This window comes from Streptomyces sp. NPDC023157 (genome assembly GCF_055560575.1).
On sequence record NZ_JBVHIL010000008.1, the window covers coordinates 13952 to 37220 of the forward strand.

Genomic DNA, 23269 nt, shown 5'->3' on the forward strand with positions numbered 1-23269 from the left:
CCCTGGTGCCCCCCTCGTCCCGTGAGGACGGTGGGAGAGACCTGTGGGTTGCCTCAAGACAGCGTCAAAAACCCGCCAGGGAAAGGAAAAGACTTCCGGCCGCGTGCGAGTGGGGTGGGGACGGCTCAGACGGCGAAGGGCCGGCCGTCCAGGGTCCAGTGCGAGTCCGGGGCGATGCCGAGAGCGGTGTAGACGTGGGCGGCGACGTCGGCGTGGTGCAGCGGGCCCGACGGGGCCTTCCCCGCGGGCAGACCGGGGCCGCACGCCGCGATCCAGGCGGTGCGCTCGAGCGCGCTGCGCCCGCCGTGGCCGCCCTCGTCCCGGTGCCCGTGGTCGGTGACCGCGATGACCGTCCACTCCTCGCCCGCGCGCTCGCGCCGCGCGCGCACGGCGTCGAGGACGCGGCCGAGGCGCTGGTCCGCGGCCTCGACCGCCGCCCGGTACTCCTTGCCGCAGCCGACGAAGTGGGCGGTCTCGTCGACGGCGCCGAGGTACACGAAGCCGGCGTGGAGTTCCTCGTCGAGGCCCAGGAGGTGTTCCGCCTCGGCGGTCACCCGCTCGTCGACCTCCTCCCAGGCCTCGGGGGTGTCCGCGGCCGGGGCGACGTAGCCGAGGCGGGTGGGCGCGACGAACAGCGGGCCGCCCTCCTGGGCGAGGAAGAGCGGCGCCCACCCGCCGACCGCGAAGGTCCGGCGTCCGCACTCGGCGGCGAGGCGGGTCGTGAAGTCCGGGAAGACGTCGAGGCGGTTGCCGTCGAGGCGGTTGCCCCAGACGCCGTGCTTGGTGACGCCGACGCCGGTGACGATCGTCGTCCAGCAGGGGCCCGACATCGTCGGGGTGACGTCGTCCACCTCGACGGGTGCGAGGAAGCCCGCGCGGGCGATCCCGTCGAGGTGCGGGGTGTCCAGCTCCGGGAGCAGGTCGAGGCGTACGCCGTCGATGCCGATCACCAGAACGCGGGAGGTCTCCATGGGTGGTCCAAAGGGTCGTGGGTGGGCGCGGGACAGGCGCCGGGCGGTCGCGGGAGCGGCCCGGCGACCGTACGGTCAAGGGGGACGAGCAGGGGGAGGGGGGCGACGGAGCCGCCAGGACACCCGACGCCGGCGCGGGGCGTCCGCGCGCTCAGGCGGGTGTGACGCGCCGCAGCCGGATCAGCCGGCTCGCGTGGTCCCCGTCGGGCAGGCGCGGGTCGATGCCCTGGTGGACCAGGACGGCCCCGCTGTGCGTCTCGTCCAGGTCGAGGTCCAGGTAGCGCGCCGTCGGGTCGAGCGCGGGCAGCCGCACCGGGGCCGGCGCGTGGCCGAAGCGGGTCGTGGGGCGCCAGGCGAGGAGCACGTGGTCGCTGCCGTCGGGCGCCGCGTAGTGGACGGCCCGGACCGGTCCGTCCGGGGCGACGCGATGCTGGATCCCGCGCTGGACGAGCGGACGGATCTCCTTGTAGAGCGCGACGAGTTCGGCGGCCTCCGTCAGCTCCTCGTCGGTCCACTCGGTCAGGTTCCCGCCGATGCCCAGGGCCCCGGCCATGGCGACATGGAAGCGGAAGCGCAGCGGGGTGCGCCGGCCGGTGGTGATGTTGGGGCTGTCGGTGACCCAGGCGGCCATGGCCCGCGCGGGGAAGAGCTGGCTGAAGCCGTGCTGGATGCCGATGCGGTCGACGGGGTCGGTGTTGTCGGAGATCCAGGCCTGGTCCGTACGGGAGAGGACACCGAGGTCGACCCGGCCGCCGCCGCCCGCGCACGCCTCGATCCGCAGCCCGGGGTGCTCGGCCCGCAGCCGGTCCATGATCCGGTAGAGGGCCCGGGTGTGGTCGATCCAGAGGCGGTCGGGGTCGGGATGACCGGCCCATCCGGCCTCGGTGAAGGCCCGGTTGGCGTCCCACTTGAGCCAGTCGACCCGGTGGGCGCGCACCAGTCCGTCGAGGGTCTGCCAGGCCCAGGCCTCCACTTCGGGGCGGGCGAAGTTCAGCACCAGCTGGTTGCGGAGTTCGGTGGCGTCGAGCTCGGGGGAGTGGAGGACCCAGTCGGGGTGCGCGCGGTAGAGCTCGCTGTCGCGGTTGACCATCTCCGGCTCCACCCAGAGCCCGAAGTCCATGCCGAGCCGGTGCACCTCGTCGGCGAGCGGGGTCAGGCCCTCGGGGAAGGCCTCGTGGCGCGGGGTCCAGTCGCCGAGTCCGGCCTCGTCGCTGCGGCGGGCGCCGAACCAGCCGTCGTCCAGGACGAACAGCTCGGCCCCGAGACCGGCGGCGAGCCGGGCCAGCCGGATCTGCCCGGCCTGGTCGACGTCGAAGCCCGTCGCCTCCCAGGAGTTGTAGAGCACCGGCCGGTCCCGCTCGGGCTCGGGCAGCACATGCCGGCGCAGGTGCTCGTGCCAGCCGCGACTGGCCGCGCCGAAGCCGTCCCCCGTGTACAGACCGGCGTACGTCGGGGTGCGCAGCGTCTCGCCCGGGGCCAGCGTCCAGCGGAGCCCCTCGTGGCCGAAGCCGCCGGTCCAGGTGGTGCGGCCGACCGGGTCGCGGTGGACGGTGACGCGCCAGCTGCCGCTCCAGGCGAGGGCGGTGCTCCACACCTCGCCGCGCTCCTCGGTGGTGGTGCCGTCGTCCAGGGCCAGCCAGGGGCCGGCGTGGTGGCCGGTGATCCCCCGACGGCTGGTCAGCACGGTCTCGGCGACCGGGAGCCGGTCGCCCTGGAGCTGGAACTCGCTGTTCCAGCCGCCCACCAGATGGCTCAGGCGGTAGTCGGCCAGCGGGGGCGCGGTCCACGAGGCCGAGTCCAGCCGTTCGACGGTGACGGGCAGCGCCGGATCGGCGTCGGGCGCGGTGTGGGTGAGCTCCGTCCAGCGCTCGACGACGTCGCTGTCGGGCCGGACCCGGTAGCAGAGCTCGGTGCGCAGCGGGCGGCGCCGGTCGTCGAGCCGCAGCCGCAGTTCGCCGCCGTCGACGGAGGCTCCCGCGAAGCGCCACTGAACGCCCCGGGTGCCGTCCGCGAAGCGGACCTGGAGGCCGGCCGGACCGAACCGGGCGCCGCTCTGGGGCGCGAGCTCGTCGGCGGCCGCGTCGGCCTCGAAGCTGCTCGCGGCGGGCGACACCGCCTGCGGGAGCGCGGCGAGGGCGGCGCTGTCGAGCGGACGCCCCCAGTACAGGTGCCGCGGACTGCCGTCGGCGCCGATGAGCACCGCGTACAGGCTGTTCGGCGTGCGCAGGACCGCGAGGCCGAGCGCGGGATCGAAGGTGACGGGCGGGAGCGTGTCGAGCACGGATGAGTCCCCTGACGTGCGGAGAGGTACGGGGGTGGGCCGGGGCTGCGTGGCGTGAACGCGCCGTCGGCGAAGGCCCCTTGGCGGAAGGCACGGAGGCGGCCACGAGCGTAGGGCGAGCCCGGTCGTGAAATCAATACTGGAAGAAGTTATTTATTTGCTCTAGGTTTCACCCGTGTTTCGACATCACTCCCGGCCTCTGGTCAGCGCACCCGCCGAAACCGCGGTCCTCGCCCTCCTGTTGGCGGAAGGACCGCTCAGCAGGGTGGAGCTGGCACGACGCACCGGACTCTCCTCGACGGCCGTCACCAAGGCGGCCCGGCCGCTCATCGACGACGGCTACCTCTACGAACTCCCGCCGGAGCGCACCGCTCCCGGCGCCGGACGGCCCGTCAACCCCCTGGCGGTCTCCCCCGACCGGGAGTTCTTCGTGGGCGTCAAGGTCAGCCCCGACCACCTCTTCGGCGCGGTCTGCGACCTGCGGGCCGGGATCCGTGTCACGGCGAGGCTGCCCCTGGCCGACTGCCGGCCCGACACCGTAGCGGCGGTGTTCAGCGCACTGCTCGACGAACTCCTTGACAACCAGCCGGAGTTCCGCGAACGTACCCGGCACGTCGGGGTCGCCGTCTCCGGTGACGTCGACCGCGAATGCGGCCTGGTCCGCCACTCCGGCCTCCTCGGCTGGAGCGACGTCCCGCTCGCCGCACTGCTCACTGCCGCCACCGGCCTCGCCGTCACCGTGGAGAACGACGTACGGGCCCTGACCGTCGCCGAGCACTGGTTCGGCGAGGGCATCGGCACCGGCTACTTCGCCCTGGTCACCATCGGCGCGGGCATCGGATCCGCCCTCGTCGTCAACGGGGAGCTGCTCCGGGGCGCCTACGGCGTCTCCGGCGAGGTCGGACACATCTGCGTCGACCAGACCGGACCGCGCTGTCGCTGCGGCGCGAACGGCTGCGTCGAGGCTTTCGCGTCCACCGAGGCGATCCTCCACGCGGTCCGCGACGCCACCTCACGGCCCGATCTGGCCTTCGAGGAGGTCGTCGAACTGGCCCGCGAGGGCGACCCGGCGGCCCGCGAGGCCTTCGCACGGGCGGGCCGCGCCATCGGCGTCGGCATCGCCACCCTGGTCAACCTGGTCGGCCCGGAACGCGTGGTGGTCAGCGGGGAAGGACTCGCCGCCTACGACCTGTTCGGCCGCCACATCAAGGACGCCTTCGCCGCCCACGCCTTCGGCGCGGCCTCCCGGTGCCCGCTGCTGCTCCGCCCGCTGCCCTGGGAGGAGTGGTCCCGCGGCGCCGCCGCCGTCGCCATCCAGGCGCTCTTCCCGCAGTACGCGGCCACCGCCGCGACCGGCTCCGGCTGAACCGCCGGACCGCCACCACGGCTCGCGCGGCCCACCCCGTTCGCGCGCGGCCACCCCGTACCACTCCCTGGCCGACGCCCTCCACTGCCGGCAAGCACTGTCGAAGGCGCCGGCCAGGTAGCACACCCGCCCCGCCCCACCCTCACAGAAGGATGCGACATGAGCGCACGCAGAGCCGAGCTTAGCCGACGGGGGTTCCTCACCGGATCGCTGCTGGTCGCCGCCGGAACCGTCCTGACCAGCGCCTGCAGCACCGACCCCACCGGCGCGTCCGGTTCCGGCGCGAAGACCACCCTCAACGTCTGGTACCACGCCTACGGCGAGACCGGCACCCAGCAGGCCGCGCTCCGCTACGCGACCGCCTTCACCAAGGCCCACCCGGACATCGCGGTGAAGGTCACCTGGGTCCCCGGCGACTACTCCGGCAAGCTCAACGCGACGCTCCTCACCGACGCCGCCCCCGACGTCTTCGAGATCGGCGACTTCAGCGAGGGCATGGCCCGCCGCGGCCAGCTCGCCGTCCTGGACGACGTGTACGGCACCGCCAAGACCGACTTCAACAGCAACGCGATCGACTCGGTCACCGTCGACGGCAAGCTGTACGGCGTCAAGATGATCGACGACGTCATCATGCTGTACTACCGCAAGAGCGTCCTGGCCAAGGCCGGCATCACCCCGCCCACCACCTTCGACGGCCTCGTCGCCGCGGCGAAGGCCCTGACCACCTCGAAGAGCAAGGGCCTGTTCGTCGGCAACGACGGCATCGGCGACTCCGCGAGCAACGCCGTCTGGTCCAACGGCGGCGAACTCGTCAGCCGCGACGGCAAGGTGGGCTTCGGCACGCCCCAGGCCCTGGAGGCACTGACCGGGCTGCGGCGCCTGCACGACGACAAGTCACTGCTGCTCGGCTTCACCACCGACTGGTGGGACCCGGCCGCCTTCAACCAGGGCGTCGTGCCGATGCAGTGGTGCGGCCTGTGGGCCATGCCCGCCGTCAGGGACGCCCTCGGCGACGACTTCGGCGTCGTCCCGTGGCCCGCCTTCAAGGCCGGCGGCACGCCCGTCGTCCGGGTCGGCGGCTGGACCAGCTGCGTCAACGCCAAGAGCGCGAAGATCGACGCGGCGAAGAAGTTCGTCCAGTGGCTGTGGGTCCAGCAGGCCGACCTGCAGAAGGACTTCGCCGAGAGCTACGGCTTCCACGTGCCGCCGCGCAGGTCCGTGGCGGCCACCACCAGGAAGCTCTCCGACGGCACCGCCAAGGAGACCGTCACCCTCGCCGACCGGTACGGCAAGCACAACCCGGGCACCTGGGACACCGCCGTCAGCAGCGCCTTCAACGCCGCCGCCGTCAAGATCGCCGCAGGCGACGGCGACCCCGCCGCCCTCCTCGCCGAGGCGGTCAAGAAGGCCCAGGGCGAGATCGACAAGCAGCGCGCCTGATGGAACCGGCTCCGGAACTCACCCTTCCGTCCGCGCGTGCCGGGGGCCCCGCGCCCGGCACGCGGGGCGCGGACCGCATCCGCCGTCCCGGCGCCGGCCGACCGAGCGGCGGCCGGCGCCGGGACGGCCGGCCGCCGGCCCACCGGCCCCGCGCGGGCCGGTCCGGATGGCTCGCCTTCGCCCTGCTGACCGCGCCCATGCTGGTCGGCCTGGCGATCTTCAAATACGTCGCGATCGGCTGGAGCTTCCTGCTCAGCCTCAGCGACGCCCGCGGCAGCATCGCACTCGGCCACTGGGTCGGACTCGACAACTACACCACCCTCCTGGCCGACCGGGCCTTCCGCGACTCCCTGGTGCAGATCCTCGTCTTCACCGCCTTCATCGTGCCGGTCACCTTCGCCGCCTCCCTCGGACTCGCCCTGCTGGTCCACCGGGTGCGGCGGGGCCGGGCCCTGGTGCGCACCGCCTTCCTCATCCCGACGGCCGTCTCCTACGTCGCGGCCTCGCTGCTGTGGAAGATGAGCCTGTTCAACGGCCTGCCCGCCGGCATCGCCAACACGATCGGCGGCTGGTTCGGAGCGGACCCGGTCCCCTGGCTGCAGACGACGTCACCCCCGCTGTACTGGATCGTCCTCGTCACCCTGCGGCTATGGCTCCAGGTCGGCTTCTACATGGTGCTGTTCCTCGCCGGACTCCAGGCCATCCCCAGGGAGATCCACGAGGCCGCCGTCCTCGACGGCGCCACCGGCTTCAAGATGTTCCGCAGGATCACCCTGCCGTTGCTCCGCAACACCTCCGTCGCCGTCCTGATGCTCCTGTTCATCGCCGCCTTCCAGGCCTTCGACGAGTTCTACAACCTCTTCAACAGCGGCCTGTCCGGCACCGGCACCGCCCCCGTCCAGACGCCGCTGGTCCACCTGTACAACACCGCCATGGGCAGCCAGAACTACGGTCTCGGCTCCGCCGGAGCCTTCGTGCTCACCGCCCTCATCGTCGGAGTGACGCTGATCCAGGGCCGGTTCACGGGGTTCGGCAAGAGCGAAGGATGAGCCACACATGACCCTTCCCGGACTCTCCCGAGCCCTCCGCCTCGTCACCCGCGGACTCCTCGTCGGCGTCCTGACGGCGGTCTTCCTCGCGCCGTTCTACCTGATGCTGCGCAACTCGCTGATGGACTCCCAGGGCCTGACCGCACCCGACTGGACGTGGTGGCCCTCGACCACTCACTTCGAGAACTTCACCGCGCTCTTCGACGACCCCACCGTCTCGATGGCGCAGGCCCTCGGGAACTCGCTGCTGATCGCCGCGATCACCGCCCCCGTCTCCACCCTGCTGGCCTCCGCGGCCGGCTACGCCTTCGCCCGGATCCCCGTACCGGGCCGCGGCGTCCTGCTGGCCCTGGTGGTGGCCACCCTGATGATCCCGGGCTCGGTCACCTTCGTGCCGACCTTCGTCGTCGTCGGCTCCATGGGCGGCGTGAACACGCTGTGGGGCATCATCGTGCCGGGCCTGTTCAACCCCTTCGCGGTCCTGCTGTTCCGCAACTTCTACCTCCAGTTCCCGGCCGAGATCGAGGAGGCCGGACGACTCGACGGCCTCGGCTGGTTCGGCCTGTACGGGCGGATCGCCCTGCCGAGCTCCGGGGCGATGCTCGCCTCGCTCGGCGCCCTGTCCTTCATCGAGAGCTGGAACTCCTTCCTGTGGCCCCTGGTCATCGGGCAGGACCCGTCGGCATGGACCGCGCAGATCGCCCTGTCGACCTTCCTCACCTCCCAGACCGTCAACCTGCCGGGCCTCTTCGCCGGCGCCGTCGTCACCATCACGCCCCTGGTCGTCATGTTCCTGGTCGCCCAGCGGTACATCGTCGAAGGCATCGCCACCAGCGGCCTCAAGGGCTGACGCACCCCCGCACCCCGTACCCGCAACCCGGTACCGCACCCCCCGTACGCGTACCCCGCACCCTTCCCCCAGAGCAGGCACCACACCCCCTCCACAAGGAGCCCCCGTGATACCTGGCACACTGCTCCGACGCGCGACCGCGGCCCTGGCCACGGTCTCCGCGCTGCTCATCGGCGCCCCCGTGGCGGACGCCGCCCCCTCCTCCGAACCGGCCGTCGCGGCGGCCCCCACCGTCCTCACCGGGCCGCAGCTCGCCGCCTCCTGGACCGGACCGCTCAGCACCCGCGGCCGGTGGGTCGTCGACGCCACGGGCAACCGCTTCAAGCTGAAGTCCGGCAACTGGGCCGGCGCCCAGGGCACCTACGAAGGCAGCGGTGACGTCAACGACGTCACCAACCACCAGGCCGACCAGATGTCGCACAACATCCCCCTCGGCCTCGACCGCACCCCGATCGACCGGATCCTGGCCGACTTCCACGCCCTCGGCCTGAACAGCATCCGGCTCCCGTTCGCCAACGCCGTGGTGCACGACACGGTCCCCGTCCCCGACTCCGCGGTCACCGCCAACCCGCAGCTCAAGGGCAAGACGCCGCTCCAGGTCATGGACTCCGTGGTCGCCGCGCTCACCGCCGACGGCTTCGCGGTCATCCTGAACAACCACACCACCAGCTACCGCTTCTGCTGCGGCCTGGACGGCAACGAGCGCTGGAACAGCGGCCAGACCACCCGCCAGTGGATCGACGACTGGGTGTTCCTCGCCAAGCGGTACCAGAACAACACCCGCGTCGTCGGCGCCGACCTGCGCAACGAGGTCCGCCGCGACACCTGGAACGACAGCAACTGGGGCTGGGGCAACGACTTCGACCTCAACAAGGCCTTCGAGGAGGCCGGCAACGAGATCCTCCGGGCCGACCCGGACCTCCTGATCGTCATGGAGGGCATCAACTGGCAGGGCATCCCGACCGACATCTCGCCCCACGGGCGCCCGATGCTCACCCCCGTCGCCACCCTCTCCAACACACTGATCCACTCCGACAAGCTGGTGTACGCGGCGCACTTCTACGGCTACACCGGCCCGAACCACACCGGCGCCACCGGCACGGGCGAGACCCACGACCCGCGCTACGAGGAGCTCACCCCCGAGCAGCTCGTCAAGGCCGTCGACGACGAGGCCCTGTTCGTGACCCGCGAGGGCCAGCACTTCACCGCCCCCGTCTGGATCAGCGAGTTCGGCGCCGGCGGCCGGGGCGCCGTCGACGCCCCGGAACGCGCCTGGTTCGCCCGCTTCACCGACATCCTGGTCCGCAACGACTCCGACTTCGCGATCTGGCCGCTGGTCGGCTGGACCAACGCCGCCGGCACGAACCAGGACACCTGGGCCATGGTCAACTACAACGCGGCCGGAACCCGGCTCGGCGTCCTCGACCCCGGTGACTGGCGCGCCGCCGACTGGACCAAGCTGGTCGAGGCCCCCGCCCGCTCGGGCCGCGTCGACGTCACGCCCCGCTGGAACATGCTCAACCTGGACTACGGCGACTACGACGTCTCCGCCACCATGCTCGCCAAGCCCGACTGGTCCGCCGGCAACCGCAAGGGCAACTGCCCCGACACCCAGCGCCTGGTCGGCCTCGGCCGCAGCGACAGCCGCGGCCTGTGCACCGACGCCGGACAGCCCGCCAAGGCGACCGGCGCCTGGACCACCGTCACCGACGAGCGGTACGTCACCGGCGGCGACTGGGCCGCCGGCTACAACAAGCTCCAGTGCCCCGACCGCACCTTCGCCGTCGGCTACAGCGTGAAGAGCAACGCCATGTCGGCCCTGCTCTGCGCGCCCGCCACGGCCACCCTGCCCACCAACGGGCGCGTGCTCTGGTTCGACCACGGCGACAACCGGCCCGCCACCGGCGGCTCGAACGCCAGCGACTGGGCCCCCGGCTACTACAAGGGGCAGTGCGCCGACGGCGAGTACCTCGCCGGAGTCGCCTTCACCTGGAAGTGGAACCACGGCGGCGTCCCCGACGCCCTGCTGTGCCGGCCGCTCGCCTGACCAGCAGCCCGACGCACACCCGATCCACCTGAACACGCTTCGCTGAGCTCCCCGAGGAGTACCACCGCCATGCCCCGACTGGAGATCGCCGACGACGGCTTCCGTCTCGACGACCGCCCGTTCCGGATCGTCTCCGGCGCCCTGCACTACTTCCGCGTCCACCCGGAGCAGTGGGCGGACCGCCTCCACAAGGCACGGCTCCTCGGCCTCAACACGGTCGAGACCTACGTCCCGTGGAACCTGCACGCCCCGCACCCCGGGGAGTTCCACTGGGACGCGGGTCTCGACCTGCCCCGCTTCCTCGACCTGGCCGCCGCCGAAGGACTCCACGTCCTGCTCCGGCCCGGCCCCTACATCTGCGCGGAGTGGGAGGGCGGCGGCCTGCCGTCCTGGCTGCTCGCCGAGGACGACATCGTCCTGCGCAGCCGCGACCCGCGCTTCCTGAGCGCCGTCGACGCCTACCTCGGCGCCCTCCTGCCCCCGCTCCACCGGTACCTCGCCGGCAACGGCGGACCGATCCTCGCCGTCCAGCTGGAGAACGAGTACGGCGCCCACGGCGACGACACCGCCTACCTGGCCGCACTCGCCGAGCTGCTGCGCCGGCACGGAGTCGACGTCCCCCTCTTCACCTGCGACCAGCCCGCCGACCTGGCCCGCGGTGGCCTCGACGGCGTCCTCGCCACCGCCAACTTCGGCAGCCGCACCGCCGAGGGCCTCGCCGCGCTCCGCGCCCACCAGCCCCGGGGCCCGCTGATGTGCTCCGAGTTCTGGATCGGCTGGTTCGACCGCTGGGGCGGCATCCACACCCGCCGCGACCCCGCCGACGCCGCGGCCGAGCTGGACACGCTGCTCGCCGCCGGAGCCTCCGTCAACATCTACATGTTCCACGGCGGCACCAACTTCGGCTTCACCAACGGCGCCAACGACAAGGGCACCTACCGCCCCACCGTCACCTCCTACGACTACGACTCCCTCCTCGACGAGGCCGGCGACCCGACCGACAAGTACCGCGCCTTCCGCGAGGTCATCGCCCGCCACGCCCCCGTGCCCGACGAGCCCGTCCCCCCGGCCGCCCCCAAAGCCGCCTACGGCAGGGTCGAACTCCCGTACACCGCACCGCTGCTGGCACAGGCCGACGCCCTCGGCACCCCCGAGAAGGCCGGCCGGCCGCTCACCATGGAGGAGCTCGGCCAGTCATTCGGCTTCGTCCTGTACGAGACCGAACTGACCGACCCCGGACCGGCGCTGCTGCACGCCGAGCGGGTCCACGACCGCGCCCAGGTCTTCGTCGACGGGCAGCCGGTCGGCGTCCTGGAGCGCGAGAACCACGAACACGCCCTCGCCTTCACCGTGCCCCGGCCGGGCGCCACCCTCACCGTCCTCGTCGAGAACCAGGGCCGGGTCAACTACGGGGCGGCCCTCCACGACCGCAAGGGCCTGCTCGGCCGCGTCACCGTCAACGGGCACCGGCCCGCCGCCTGGCACAGCCGCGCCCTGCCCCTCGACCGCCTCGACACCCTCGCGTACGCGCCCTTCGCCCCCGGGACCCCGCCCGTCGGGCCCGCGTTCCACCGCGGCACCTTCACCGTCGACGCACCCGCCGACACCTACCTGCACCTGGACGGCTGGACCAAGGGCCTGGCCTGGATCAACGGCTTCCCGCTCGGCCGCTACTGGTCCCGCGGCCCGCAGGCCGCCCTGTACGTCCCGGCGCCCGTCCTGCGCGACGGCGAGAACGAGCTCACCGTCCTCGAACTCCACGCCTCCACCGGCCGCCACGTCCGGCTGAGCGACACCCCCGCCCTGGGCGCCACCGAGGAGTGACCCTCGGCGCGCCAGCCACGGCCGCGCCCGCCCGCTCCTCCCGTTCCCCCGCCCCGACCGCCCCGACGGAGCCGCCATGCACAGCAACCGACGCCTGATCGAACAGCGCCTCGACCGCGTCCTGAACCAGCGCATCCGCCCCGCCGCCCACGCCCGCACGACCCCGCTCCAGGTGCGGATCTGGGACGTCCCCGGCGAGCCCGTACCCGTCGCGGAGGGCCTGGCCGCCCCCTACCGGCCCGTCGCCGTCGGGCACCGGTGGGGGCCGGCCTGGACCACCAGCTGGTTCGAGGTCAGCGGGCGGGTGCCCGCGGAATGGGCGGGGCGGCGGGTCGAGGCCGTCGTCGACCTCGGCTTCGACGTGACCGGCGCGGGCTTCTCCACCGAAGGCCTCGTCCACCGGCCCGACGGCACCGTGATCAAGGCCCTCAACCCGCGCAACTCCTGGATCCCCGTCGGCGACCCCGTCACCGGCGGCGAGACCTTCACCTGCTACGTCGAGGCCGCCGCCAACCCCACCGTCCCCTTCCCCGGCGAGGGCCAGCACGCCCCGACCCTCGCCGGGGCCCGGCCCGACTGGCTCACCGGCGGCGACGACAGCCGGGGCGCCGGGGAGGACCCGCTCTACCGGCTCCGCCGCGCCGACCTCGCCGTCTTCGAGCAGGACGTCTGGGAACTCGCCCAGGACCTCGACGTCCTCGGGCAGCTCATGCACGAGCTGCCCGAGGGCTCCGAGCGCCGCTGGCAGATCCTGTACGCGGTCGAGCGCGCCCTCGACGCCGTCGACCTCCAGGACATCGCCGGGACCGCGCCCGCCGCCCGCGACGCCCTGCGGCCCGCGCTCGCCGCCCGCGCCGCCGACAGCGCCCACCGGGTCTCCGCCGTCGGCCACGCGCACATCGACACCGCCTGGCTGTGGCCGCTGCGCGAGGCGTCCCGCAAGGTCGCCAGGACCGTCTCCAACGTCACCCAGCTCATGGACGACCACCCGGACTTCCGCTTCGCCATGTCCCAGGCCCAGCAGCTGGCCTGGCTCAAGGAACGCCGCCCGGAGATCTACGCGCGGGTGCGCGAGAAGGTGGCCGCCGGGCAGTTCCTGCCCGTGGGCAGCCTGTGGGTGGAACCCGACACCAACATCACCGGTGGCGAGGCCTTCGCCCGGCAGCTGATCCACGGCAAGCGCTTCTACGCGCGGGAGTTCGGCGTCGAGACCGAGGAGATGTGGCTCCCCGACACCTTCGGCTACAACGCGGCCATGCCCCAGCTGATGAAGCTGGCCGGGGTGCGCTGGTTCCTCACCCAGAAGATCTCCTGGAACACCACCAACAAGTTCCCCCACCACACCTTCTGGTGGGAGGGCATCGACGGCACCCGGATCTTCACCCACTTCCCGCCCTCCGACACGTACAACGCCGAGGTCACCCCGGGCGAACTCGCCCACGCCGTCCGCAACTTCCAGGACAAGGGCGCCGCCAACAGCTCCCTCCTGCCCTTCGGCTACGGTGACGGCGGCGGCGGCCCCACCCGCGAGATGCTCGCCCGGACGCAGCGCCTCGCCGACCTCGAAGGCGCCCCCAAGGTCGTCGTCGAACCGCCGTCCGACTTCTTCGCCCGCGCCCACGCCGAGTACCCCGACGCGCCCGTCTGGCTCGGCGAGCTCTACCTCGAGTTCCACCGGGGCACGCTGACCAGCCAGCTGCGCACCAAGCAGGGCAACCGGCGCAGCGAGCACCTGCTGCGCGAAGCCGAACTGTGGGCGGCCACGGCGACCGTGCGCACCGGCACCCCCTACCCGTACGACGCCCTCGACCGGCTGTGGCAGACGGTCCTCCTCCACCAGTTCCACGACATCCTGCCCGGCTCCTCCATCGCCTGGGTGCACCGCGAGGCCGAGGAGACGTACGAGGCCGTCACCGGCGAGCTCGAACGGCTCGTCGACACGGCCCAGCGCACCCTCGCGGGCCCCGGACCCGGCACCGTCGTCTTCAACGGCGCCCCCTTCGCCCGGGGCGGCGTCGACGCCTTCGGCGCCACCCCGCGCGCCGAAGACCCCCACCCGGCCGTCCCGCCCGTGCCCCACGGCACCGGGCACCTGCTCGACAACGGCCTGGTGCGCTTCGAGATCGACGCCCGCGGTCTCGTCGTCTCGGCCGTCGACCTCGACGCCGGCCGCGAGGCCCTGGCCCCCGGCACGGCCGCCAACCTGCTCCAGCTCCACCAGGACTTCCCCAACGAGTACGACGCCTGGGACATCGACGCCTTCTACCGCAACACCGTCCGCGACCTCACCGAAGCCGACTCCGTGACCGCCGTCGACGAAGGCGTCCTGGTCCTGCGCACCTTCGGCGACTCCCGCGTCCGCCAGCTCCTCTCCCTGCGCGAGGGCGCCCGTCGCCTCGACATCGACACCGAGATCGACTGGCACGAGCGCGAGAAGCTCCTGAAGGCCGCCTTCCCCCTCGACGTCCGCGCCGACCACTCGACCGCCGAGATCCCCTTCGGCCACGTCAAGCGCCCCACCCACACCAACACCAGCTGGGACGCCGCCAAGTTCGAGATCTGCGCCCACCGCTTCCTCCACGTCGGCGAACAGGACTGGGGCGCGGCCCTGGTCAACGACTCCACCTACGGACACGACGTCACCCGGGACGTGCGCGAGGACGACGGCGGCACCACCACGACCGTCCGCCTCACCCTCCTGCGCGCCCCCCGCTTCCCCGACCCGGACGCCGACCAGGGCCGGCACCGGCTGCGCTACGCCCTCGTCGTCGGAGCGGACATCGCCGACGCCGTCCGCGAGGGCTACGCCGCCAACCTGCCCGAGCGGGCCGTCCCCGGCTCCGCACCCGTGGCGCCGCTCGTCGGCACGGACCACGCGGGCGTCGTCGTCGAGGCCGTCAAGCTGGCCGACGACCGCTCCGGCGACGTCGTCGTCCGCCTCTACGAAGCCCACGGGGCCCGCGCCCGCACCGTCCTCACCACCGGCTTCCCCTGGACCGGCGTCACCACCACCGACCTCCTGGAACGCCCCCTCGACGCCGAAGCCCCCGAGGGGCCGGCCGCGACGGGCGACCGCGGGCTCCCCCTGACCCTGCGCCCGTTCGAGATCCGCACCCTCCGCTTCACCCGGGAGGACGCGTGAGAGCGGTCCTCTTCGACATGGACGGCACCCTCGTCGACACCGAACGCCTCTGGCAGCAGGCCGTCGAGGAGGAGGCCCGACGGCTCGGCCTCACCCTCGGGGACGCCGACATCGCCTTCGTCCGCGGGCGAGCGATCGACGACACCGCCCTGCACCTCGCCGGGCTCACCGGCGCGCCCACCGACCCGCCCCGGCTCTCCGCCGCCCTCGGGGAACGCTTCGCGGAACTCGTCCGAGGACAGGTCGTCCCGCTGCCGGGCGCCCTGGAACTGCTGGCCGCGCTCCGCACCGCCGGCGTGCCCACCGCGCTCGTCTCGGCCTCGCCCCGGCCCGTCGTCGACACCGTCCTCGACACCCTCGGACGCCACTGGTTCACCACCTCCGTCGCCGAGGGCGAGACCCCGCGCACCAAGCCCGCCCCCGACCCGTATCAGTCGGCCCTCGCCACCCTCGGCCTCACCCCGGACGCGTGCGTGGCCGTCGAGGACACCCCGACCGGAGTCGCCTCCGCCGAAGCGGCGGGGTGCGCCGTCGTGGCCGTCCCCTCGCTCACCGCCATCGCGCCGGGACCGCGCCGCCGGGTGGTCCGCAGCCTGCTGGACGTGGACCTCGCGCTGCTGCGGGAGGTGGCGGCGGACCCGGGAAATCCCGTCGAGCGCGCGGGCGATCTCTGACAGGGTGACCCCCGTCCCGTAACGCCGCCCGATCCGCCCGCTCACCCCCTGAAAGGGCCCTCCATGCCGAGTGCCGTCGAGTTGATCCGCTCCGCCTCCCTGTCCGACGTCGCCGAGTACGCCTACGCGGCCACCGCCCCGGCCGAGGCGCGGCTGATCTTCCTCGCCGGGGCCTGCCCGCTCGACGCGGACGGCGCCACCGTGGCCGTCGGGGACGTCGCGGGACAGGCCGCCCAGGCCGTGGCGAACCTGCGCACCGCCCTCGCGGACGCCGGCGCCACCTTGCAGGACGTCATCAGCACCCGCGTGCTCGTCGCCACCCACCGGCAGGCGGACCTGGTGGTGGCGTGGGAGGTGGTCCGCGACGCGTTCGGCGACCACGACGTGCCCAGCACCCTGATGGGTGTGACGGTGCTCGGCTACCACGACCAGCTCGTGGAGATCGAGGCCGTCGCGGCGGTGCTCGACTCCTGAGGACCCGTCAGCGCGGGAGCTCCTGCTCGGCCCAGATCGTCTTCCCGCGACGGCTGTAGCGGCTGCCCCAACGGGTCGTCAGCTGGGCCACCAGGTACAGACCCCGGCCGCCCTCGTCGGTCAGCCGCGCCCGGCGCATGCGCGGGTGGGTGGCGCTCGGGTCGGACACCTCGCAGATCAGCCGGCCGGCCCGGATGAGACGTACCTCGACCGGGCCGCCCGCGTAACGGATCGCGTTGGTGACCAGCTCGCTCAGCACCAGCTCGGTGGTGAAGACGAGTTCGTCGAGATCCCACGCCCGCAACTGCGCCGCCGCGGCCTCGCGCACCTGCCCGACCGCCGCCGGATCGGCCTCCACCGGCCAGGAGACCGCGTCCTCCGGCGGGACCGTACGGGTACGGGCCAGCAGCAGGGTCACATCGTCCGCGAGCCCGACGACGGGCCGGCCCGCCACGATCTCCCGGCCCAGCTCCCGCAACGGGCGCGCCAGGGCACCCGGCCGGGCCAGCCGGGCGGCCAGTTCGGCCATGCCCGCGTCCAGGTCGCCGTCCCGGCCCTCGATCAGGCCGTCGGTGTACAGCGCGAGGACGCTGCCGGGGGCCAGGTCGACCTCCGTGGCCTCGAACGGCAGTCCGCCGACGCCCAACGGCGGCCCCGGGTCAACCGGCAGATACGACACATGGCCCGCCGGATCCGCCACCACCGGCGGGGGATGCCCGGCGGACGCCACCGAGCAGCGCCGCGAGACCGGATCGTAGATCGCGTACGCGCAGGTCGCCCCGGTCGTCGAGGAGGCGTGCCGGTCCCGCCACCCGTCGGCGTCCGGGTCGTCGTCGTCCGCGGGGTACGCCGGGTCCGCCGGGTCCGACGGCTCCTCGGACTCGGCCGGCAACTGGGCGACCAGGTCGTCCAGATGGGCGAGCAGCTCGTCGGGTTCGAGGTCGAGGTCCGCGAGGGTGCGCACGGCCGTACGCAGCCGGCCCATCGTCGCGGTCGCCGCCAGGCCGTGCCCGACCACGTCGCCCACGACCAGGGCGACCCGCGCGGACGACAGCGGGATCACGTCGAACCAGTCCCCGCCGACCCCGGTCGCGGTCCCGGCCGGGAGATAGACGGCGGACGTGCTCGCCCCGGGCGTCTCGCTCTGCGTCGGCGGCAGCATGCTCCGCTGGAGCCCCACGGCCGCCCGGTGCTCCCGCGTGAACCGCCGGGCGTTGTCGAGCGCGAGGGCGGCCCGGGCGGCGATCTCACGCAGCAGATCCCGGTCGGGCGCCTGGTAGGGTCCCCGGTCGGCGTTCCGGCCCAGCGACACCCGGCCGAGCACCATCCCGCGCGCCCGGAGCGGGACGGTCATGGTCATCGGATAGCCGCCGACCGCCTGGATGTCGACACCCGGCCCGGTGAGGGGGCTGTCGCCGGCGGGGACGGCGGCCAGGACGACGTCGGCGGGGAGGAGGGGGACGGGGTCGGCGGGTGTCCCGGTGCCGGGGGACGGCCCGGGGTTCGCGCGGCTTGCGGCGGGGCCGGCTTCCGGCCCGCTGTCGAAGGGCCCGGCGGGTCCGGCGTCCGTGCCGCTCCCGGGGCGGCTGGTGGTTCCGGTCGTGGTTCCGCTCCCGGGGTGGCCGGCCGCTCCGCTCGCCGCGCCGCTCCCGCCGTCCCCGGCCGCGTCCGGCAGGCGTCCCGCCACCGCGGTCCGGCGCAGCAGCAGGCGGCCCTCGCGGTCGGGCACCGGTTCCTCGCCGTGGGCCACGCCGTCGGCGATCTCCACGACGGCCAGGTCCCCCAGGCCGGGCACCAGCGCGGCGGCCAGTTCCCGGCCGGTGTCGGTGACCGACAGGGAACGCCCGACGGACGCGGTGGCGCGGTGCAGCAGCGCGAGGCGTTCGGCCGACCGGCGCAGTTCGGTCATGTCGGTGAACAGCGCGGTCAGTCCGAGGACCTGCCCGTCGGGGGACAGGAGCCGGAACGCCGAGATGGAGATGACGACGCCGCCGCGCGGGTCGTCGAGCGTGCGCAGGACCTCCTCGACCCCGAGCAGCGGCTTGCCGGTGCGCAGCACCCCGCGCAGCTTCTCCTCGATGGCGTCCGCGTCCCCGGGCCACAGGAAGTCGCCGAGGCGCCGCCCCCGCAGGTCGGGCGGCACGCCCGTGTACGGCAGGAGGTGGGTGTTGGTCCGCAGCAGCCGCAGTCCCGGGTCGAACACGGCGAGCCCCACCCGGTCCTGGAGGAACAGCTCCCGGACGAAGGCCCGGTCCTGGTGCTTGCGGACGGCCCGGGCCCTCGGGGTGGCCAGCACCAGGCACCCGGCCGGACCGCCGTTCCCGGCGAGGTCGAACGCCTGGAAGACCACCGGCAGTTCCGCGCCCCGGCTGGTCCGCAGGACCGCGTCGCCGCGCCGGACGCCCGCCCGGTACGCGGCGGCCAGCGCCGGCCAGGCCGAGGGGTCGGCGAGGAGCGCGCGGGCGGAGTGCCCGACGACGTCGGTGGCGGACCGGCCGATCAGGGACCCGGCCTCCGGCGTCCAGCCGTCGATCCGGCCCCGGCCGTCGAGCAGGGCGGCGGCGCTGTCCTCGGTGAAGGGCGGCAGGCCGTCGTCCGGCGGGCGCGCGTCGTTCACGGGGCCCCCTCTCCGTGCGGCTGCCGGGCCCGGGCGATCAGCAGCGCCACGTCGTCGTGGTCGTCGGCCCCGCGCAGCGCGCCGAGCAGCAGGTCGCAGGTCTGCTCCAGGGGGAGCGGGGCGCGGTCCAGGAGGTCGGTGAGGGCGGCCAGCCGTACGTCGATGTCCTGGTCCCGGGTCTCGACGAGGCCGTCGGTGTACAGGACCAGGTCGTCGCCCGCCACGAACGGGATCTCCCGGGTCTCGAAGGGGACGCCGCCGACGCCCAGGGGCGCGCCCGCGGGCAGGTCCAGCAGGCGGGGCGCCCGCCCGGCGGTGACGTGGACGGGCGGCGGGTGGCCGGCGTTCGCGATCCGGCAGCTCCCGCTGTACGGGTCGTACACGGCGCACACGCAGGTGGCCATCGCGTCGTCGAGTTCGGCGGCGGTGCGGTCCAGGTGCTCCAGGACCACGGCCGGCGCGAGCCCGAGCGCGGCGAGGGTGCGGGCGGCGGTGCGGAACTGCCCCATGGTCGCGGCCGCGTTGATGCCGCTGCCCATCACGTCGCCCACCACCAGCGCGGTCTTGCCGTCGGGCAGCGGGATCGCGTCGAACCAGTCGCCGCCGACCTCGACCGACTCGGAGGCGGGCTGGTAGCGGTACGCGACGTCGAGCCCGTTGAGCCGGGGCGGCCCGTGTGGCAGCAGGTGCCGCTGGAGGGCCAGGGCGGCCTGGCTCTGATGCCGGTACCAGCGGGCGTTGTCGATGGCGACCGCCGCGCGGGCCGCCAGCTCCCCGGCGAGCAGGACGTCGTCCTCGTCGAACGGCACGGAGTTGCGGGCCCGCTTCAGGTCCAGCACCCCGAGGACCACGCCGCGGGCGCGCAGCGGGACGGCGAGGTACGAGTGGATGCCCGCGAGCCGCAGCAGCGCGGCGGCGGCCTCGCCGCGGGCGATCCGGGGCAGGTCGCCGTCGGTGACGTGCCGCACGAGGACCGGGCGGCCGGTGCGGGCGCACTGGGTGACCAGCCGCTCGGCGCCGTACCGGGCGGGCTCGCCGACGGGGTCGGCGGCCTCCTGCGCCGGGGTGGTGTACGCGGCCTTCACCGCGAGCGCCCGGAACACCGCCGGGCCCGAGGTCCGGGCGGGCCCGGCGTGCGGGCCGGTCAGGATGGACTCCAGGACGTCGACGGCGGCGATGTCGGCGAACTCCGGCACCACGAGGTCCGCCAGCTCGTGGGCGGTGAGGTCCAGGTCGAGCGTGGTGCCCACCCGCTCGGAGGCGTCCGCGATCACCGCGAGCCGGCGGCGGGCCCGGGCGGCCGTCCTGGCCGCCTGGTGCTGGTCGGTGACGTCCCTGACCGCGACGGCGACCCCCATGATCCGTCGCTCGGGCGTCTGCAGCCGGTAGAGCGAGACCGTCCACACCCGCTCGGTGCCGTCGGGCCCGGCCACTCCCCGCATGCTCCGGGCGAGGACCGGCCGCCCTGTCTCCAGGACCTCGCGGAGTGCCGTCTCCAGGGCCTCCGCGTCCGGCGACGGCACCGCCTCCCGGACCGTGCGCCCCTGGTGGGCCTCGGCGGCGAGGCCGTCGATCCGTTCCAGCGCGGGGTTCACCAGGACGAAGCGGAGGTCGTGATCCAGCACGGCCAGGCCGAGCGGGGAGTGGGTGACCAGGAGCGAGGAGAGCGACAGGTTCTGCTCCACGCCCCGGACCGTGGCCCGGTCGGAGGCGAGCCCGAGCGCGTACGGCCGCCCCCGCTCGTCCTGGACGCGGGTGTTACGGAACTCCACCAGGATCGTGCGGCCGTCCTTGTGCCGTACGGGGAAGACCCCGGCCCAGGGCCCGGCGCCCGCCATCACGCGGGCGAACAGCGACTGCACCAGGTCCCTCCGGTGCTCCTCCACCAGCAGCGTGACGGCGGGCCGGCCGAGGGCCTCGGCCGTCGGGTAGCCGAAGACCACCTCCGCCTGCGGGCTCCACAGGACGATCCGTCCGTGCTCGTCCAGGACCACGGCGGCGACCCCGAGCACGTCGAGGAGACCGCCCGGCTCCATGGCGAGATCGCCGTCCGCCGGGTCCGGGACGGCAGGGAAGGCCGCTGCGCTCATCCAGACCGTGTCCCTCCTCCACCCCGCAGCCCCTCCATCATCCCGCCCCGGAAGCGGACCGCCAGTCGTGAAAGCCGTGCACGACATGAAGACGGGCGTCGGGAAATGTGGAGGAGTGCTGACAGGTCCGTGAGTGTTCCGTCGGGAAATTCCGAACAGATTGCTGCCGGAGTCGGTCCGCGAATTGCCTGACTCGCCAGTAACACGGCCTTGACCTGGCAGAACAGGGAAATTGTGGAGGTAGAGGCGCGTCGCTGGACGGAGAGCGGACGACAGGTATGGTCGGGCCCGTTCATGCGTCGATTCGTCTCGGGAAATTCCGTGGTGGAGAGGGGAAAAGGGGCACACGGGGCTCCGTGGGCGAAGACCGACCAACGACGTTCGAGGCGAGGCAGAACGATGGAAGCTGGTGCTGACGGGCGGCAAGGGGGCTGGTTCGGGCCAAGCCCGGGCGGGCGGCCCACCGCGACGCCCGCGCCGGACGACGCGTCCGACGCCGCGCTCCTGCGCCGCACGATGGCCGAGATCGAACCGATCGCGGACAAGGTCACCTCGTACTTCTACGCCCTGCTCTTCCTCCGCCACCCCGAGCTGCGGGCCCTCTTCCCGGCGGCCATGGACACCCAGCGCGACCGCCTTTTCAGGGCGCTGCTCACGGCCGCCACGCACGCCGAGGACACCGCCACCCTCACCGCGTACCTGACCGGGCTCGGCCGCGGCCACCGTAAGTACGGCACGCGGCCCGAGCACTACCCGGCCGTCGGCGAGTGCCTGATCGGCGCCCTCGCCCAGCACGCCCCGCACAGCTGGGGCCCGCGGACCGAGGCTGCCTGGGTGGGCGCGTACACCACCCTCTCCCAGATCATGATCGACGCGGCGGCCCAGGACGAGCTCCGCGCCCCCGCCTGGTGGCAGGCGGAGGTCGTGGCCCACGAGCCGCGCACGCCCGACGTCGCCGTCGTCACGGTCCGCCCCGACCAGCCGTACCCCTTCCGTGCCGGGCAGTACACCGCCCTGGAGACGCCCTGGTGGCCGCGGGTCTGGCGGCACTACTCCTTCGCCTCCGCGCCCCGCTCCGACGGGCTGCTCTCCTTCCATGTGAAGGCCGTGCCCGCGGGCTGGGTCTCGAACGCGCTCGTGCACCGGGCCCGGCCCGGGGACGTCCTGCGGCTCGGCGGCCCCACCGGCTCGATGACCGTCGACCACCACACCGACAACGGGCTGCTGTGCCTCGGCGGCGGTACGGGCATCGCCCCGATCAAGGCGCTGGTCGAGGACGTGGCCCAGCACGGCCGGCGCCGCTCCGTCGACGTGTTCTACGGCGCCCGCAGCAATGAGGACCTGTACGACATCGAGACCATGCTGCGGCTCCAGCAGTCGCACCCCTGGCTCTCCGTGCGCCCCGTCGTGGACGACGGGGCCGGCGGAGCCCTGTCCGGCGGCCTTCCCGGAGCCGTCCGCGAGTTCGGTCCGTGGCACACGTACGAGGCGTACCTCTCCGGCCCGCCCGGCATGATCCGTCGCGGTGTCGACACCCTCGTGGGCATCGGCATCCCCACCCACCGCATACGGCACGACTCCATCGAAGAACTGGTCGGGACGAGGAATTGAGCACCTTCGAGCACACCGGTCCGCGCTCGGCGACGCCGCCGCGCACCATCCGCCCGGGCAGCGACGGCGAGCACCTGGTCCAGCGGCGTACGGGCACCACCGAGCGCGCCGACCGGTTCTACGCCGAGCAGGTCCTCGACCGGCTCAACCCCCGGATGCGGGAGTTCGTGGCCCGCCAGGAGATGTTCTTCCTGGCCACCGCCGACCGGCACGGCGCCTGCGACAACACCTTCCGGGCGGGACCGGCCGGCTTCCTCCACGTCCTGGACGAGCTGCGGCTCGCCTACCCCGAGTACCGGGGGAACGGCGTCCAGGCCAGCCTCGGCAACATCGAGGAGAACCCGCACGTCGGCCTCCTGATGGTCGACTTCCTCCGGGACCGCGTCGGACTCCACGTGAACGGCACGGCCCGGGTCGTGGCCGACGACGTGATGCGGGCCGACCACCCCGGACTCACGGTCGACCCGGTGCCGGGGCGGCGCGCCCTGAGCTGGGTGGAGATCACCGTGGAGGAGGCGTACATCCACTGCGCCAAGCACATCCCGCACCTCCAGAAGGTGCCGCGGCACGGTCCCGGCCGGGCGTGGGGCACCGACGACGTCCGGCGCAAGGGTGGCGACTTCTTCGGCGCCGCCGCGGACGCGCCGGAGCGGGGACCGTTCCTGCCGCCGCCCCGCGCGGGCGCGGAGACCTGGCGGGCGGAGGCCGAGCGGGCGCTGGAGCGGGCGGAGCGGCGACGCCACCCGTCCGAGGGGTTCAGCGGCTGGTTCCGCAGGGGCACCGAAAGCCGGATTCCCTAAGCTCTCAAATCAATCGGATCCGGACATGTCCGA

Annotated in this window: 15 protein-coding genes; 11 read left to right on the forward strand and 4 right to left on the reverse strand. The window is 73.6% G+C overall.

What is annotated here, in order from left to right; genetic code table 11:
* Nucleotides 1-125: 125 nt before the first annotated feature.
* Nucleotides 126-971, reverse strand: coding sequence for an alkaline phosphatase family protein (locus ACZ3ZE_RS26710; protein WP_467260982.1), 846 nt, complete (start codon nucleotides 969-971; stop codon nucleotides 126-128).
* Between the two features lie 151 nt (nucleotides 972-1122).
* The gene (locus tag ACZ3ZE_RS26715) at nucleotides 1123-3252 is read right to left on the reverse strand and encodes an alpha-galactosidase (protein ID WP_361167677.1); all 2130 of its coding nucleotides are present in this window, start codon (nucleotides 3250-3252) and stop codon (nucleotides 1123-1125) included.
* A gap of 175 nt (nucleotides 3253-3427) precedes the next feature.
* Between ACZ3ZE_RS26715 and ACZ3ZE_RS26720 the strand changes: the two genes are divergently transcribed.
* From ACZ3ZE_RS26720 to ACZ3ZE_RS26760, 9 genes are all read left to right on the forward strand, one after another.
* Complete coding sequence (locus ACZ3ZE_RS26720) at nucleotides 3428-4618, forward strand: ROK family transcriptional regulator (RefSeq protein ID WP_361167680.1); 1191 nt, start codon at nucleotides 3428-3430, stop codon at nucleotides 4616-4618.
* Nucleotides 4619-4777: 159 nt separating this feature from the next.
* A complete protein-coding gene (locus ACZ3ZE_RS26725) occupies nucleotides 4778-6058 on the forward strand; it encodes an ABC transporter substrate-binding protein (protein ID WP_361167683.1) in 1281 nt (426 codons plus the stop codon).
* Entirely contained in the window at nucleotides 6058-7107 is a 1050-nt protein-coding gene (locus ACZ3ZE_RS26730) for a carbohydrate ABC transporter permease (RefSeq protein ID WP_467260984.1), read from the forward strand. Before ACZ3ZE_RS26725 ends, ACZ3ZE_RS26730 begins: the two co-directional genes overlap by 1 nt.
* A gap of 7 nt (nucleotides 7108-7114) precedes the next feature.
* On the forward strand, nucleotides 7115-7957 hold the full coding sequence (locus tag ACZ3ZE_RS26735; RefSeq protein ID WP_361179298.1) for a carbohydrate ABC transporter permease: 843 nt from the start codon (nucleotides 7115-7117) through the stop codon (nucleotides 7955-7957).
* 106 nt (nucleotides 7958-8063) lie between these two features.
* Nucleotides 8064-10004 carry a glycoside hydrolase family 5 protein gene (locus tag ACZ3ZE_RS26740; RefSeq protein WP_467260986.1) on the forward strand — a complete coding sequence of 647 codons (1941 nt, stop codon included), beginning with the start codon at nucleotides 8064-8066 and terminating at the stop codon, nucleotides 10002-10004.
* A gap of 69 nt (nucleotides 10005-10073) precedes the next feature.
* Entirely contained in the window at nucleotides 10074-11828 is a 1755-nt protein-coding gene (locus ACZ3ZE_RS26745) for a beta-galactosidase (protein ID WP_467260988.1), read from the forward strand.
* A gap of 76 nt (nucleotides 11829-11904) precedes the next feature.
* Nucleotides 11905-14970 (forward strand): alpha-mannosidase, encoded by a 3066-nt coding sequence (locus ACZ3ZE_RS26750; RefSeq protein WP_467260990.1) that lies wholly within the window; start codon nucleotides 11905-11907, stop codon nucleotides 14968-14970.
* Nucleotides 14967-15644, forward strand: coding sequence for an HAD family hydrolase (locus tag ACZ3ZE_RS26755; RefSeq protein ID WP_442304198.1), 678 nt, complete (start codon nucleotides 14967-14969; stop codon nucleotides 15642-15644). The genes ACZ3ZE_RS26750 and ACZ3ZE_RS26755 overlap by 4 nt, the downstream gene beginning before the upstream one ends.
* A gap of 63 nt (nucleotides 15645-15707) precedes the next feature.
* Entirely contained in the window at nucleotides 15708-16118 is a 411-nt protein-coding gene (locus ACZ3ZE_RS26760; protein ID WP_467260992.1) for a RidA family protein, read from the forward strand.
* A gap of 7 nt (nucleotides 16119-16125) precedes the next feature.
* On the opposite strand, the gene ACZ3ZE_RS26765 is transcribed toward ACZ3ZE_RS26760, so the two are convergent.
* Together ACZ3ZE_RS26765 and ACZ3ZE_RS26770 are read right to left on the reverse strand one after the other, a co-directional pair.
* Nucleotides 16126-18735, reverse strand: a complete 2610-nt coding sequence (locus ACZ3ZE_RS26765; RefSeq protein WP_467260994.1) for a SpoIIE family protein phosphatase — start codon at nucleotides 18733-18735, stop codon at nucleotides 16126-16128.
* On the reverse strand, nucleotides 18732-20825 hold the full coding sequence (locus ACZ3ZE_RS26770; protein ID WP_467260996.1) for a SpoIIE family protein phosphatase: 2094 nt from the start codon (nucleotides 20823-20825) through the stop codon (nucleotides 18732-18734). Before ACZ3ZE_RS26770 ends, ACZ3ZE_RS26765 begins: the two co-directional genes overlap by 4 nt.
* 294 nt (nucleotides 20826-21119) lie before the next feature.
* Here ACZ3ZE_RS26770 and ACZ3ZE_RS26775 point away from each other — a divergent pair, with 294 nt between their 5' ends.
* Entirely contained in the window at nucleotides 21120-22436 is a 1317-nt protein-coding gene (locus ACZ3ZE_RS26775; protein WP_467260998.1) for a globin domain-containing protein, read from the forward strand.
* Entirely contained in the window at nucleotides 22433-23236 is an 804-nt protein-coding gene (locus tag ACZ3ZE_RS26780) for a pyridoxamine 5'-phosphate oxidase family protein (protein ID WP_361628327.1), read from the forward strand. The genes ACZ3ZE_RS26775 and ACZ3ZE_RS26780 overlap by 4 nt, the downstream gene beginning before the upstream one ends.
* The last annotated feature ends 33 nt before the right edge of the window (nucleotides 23237-23269 follow it).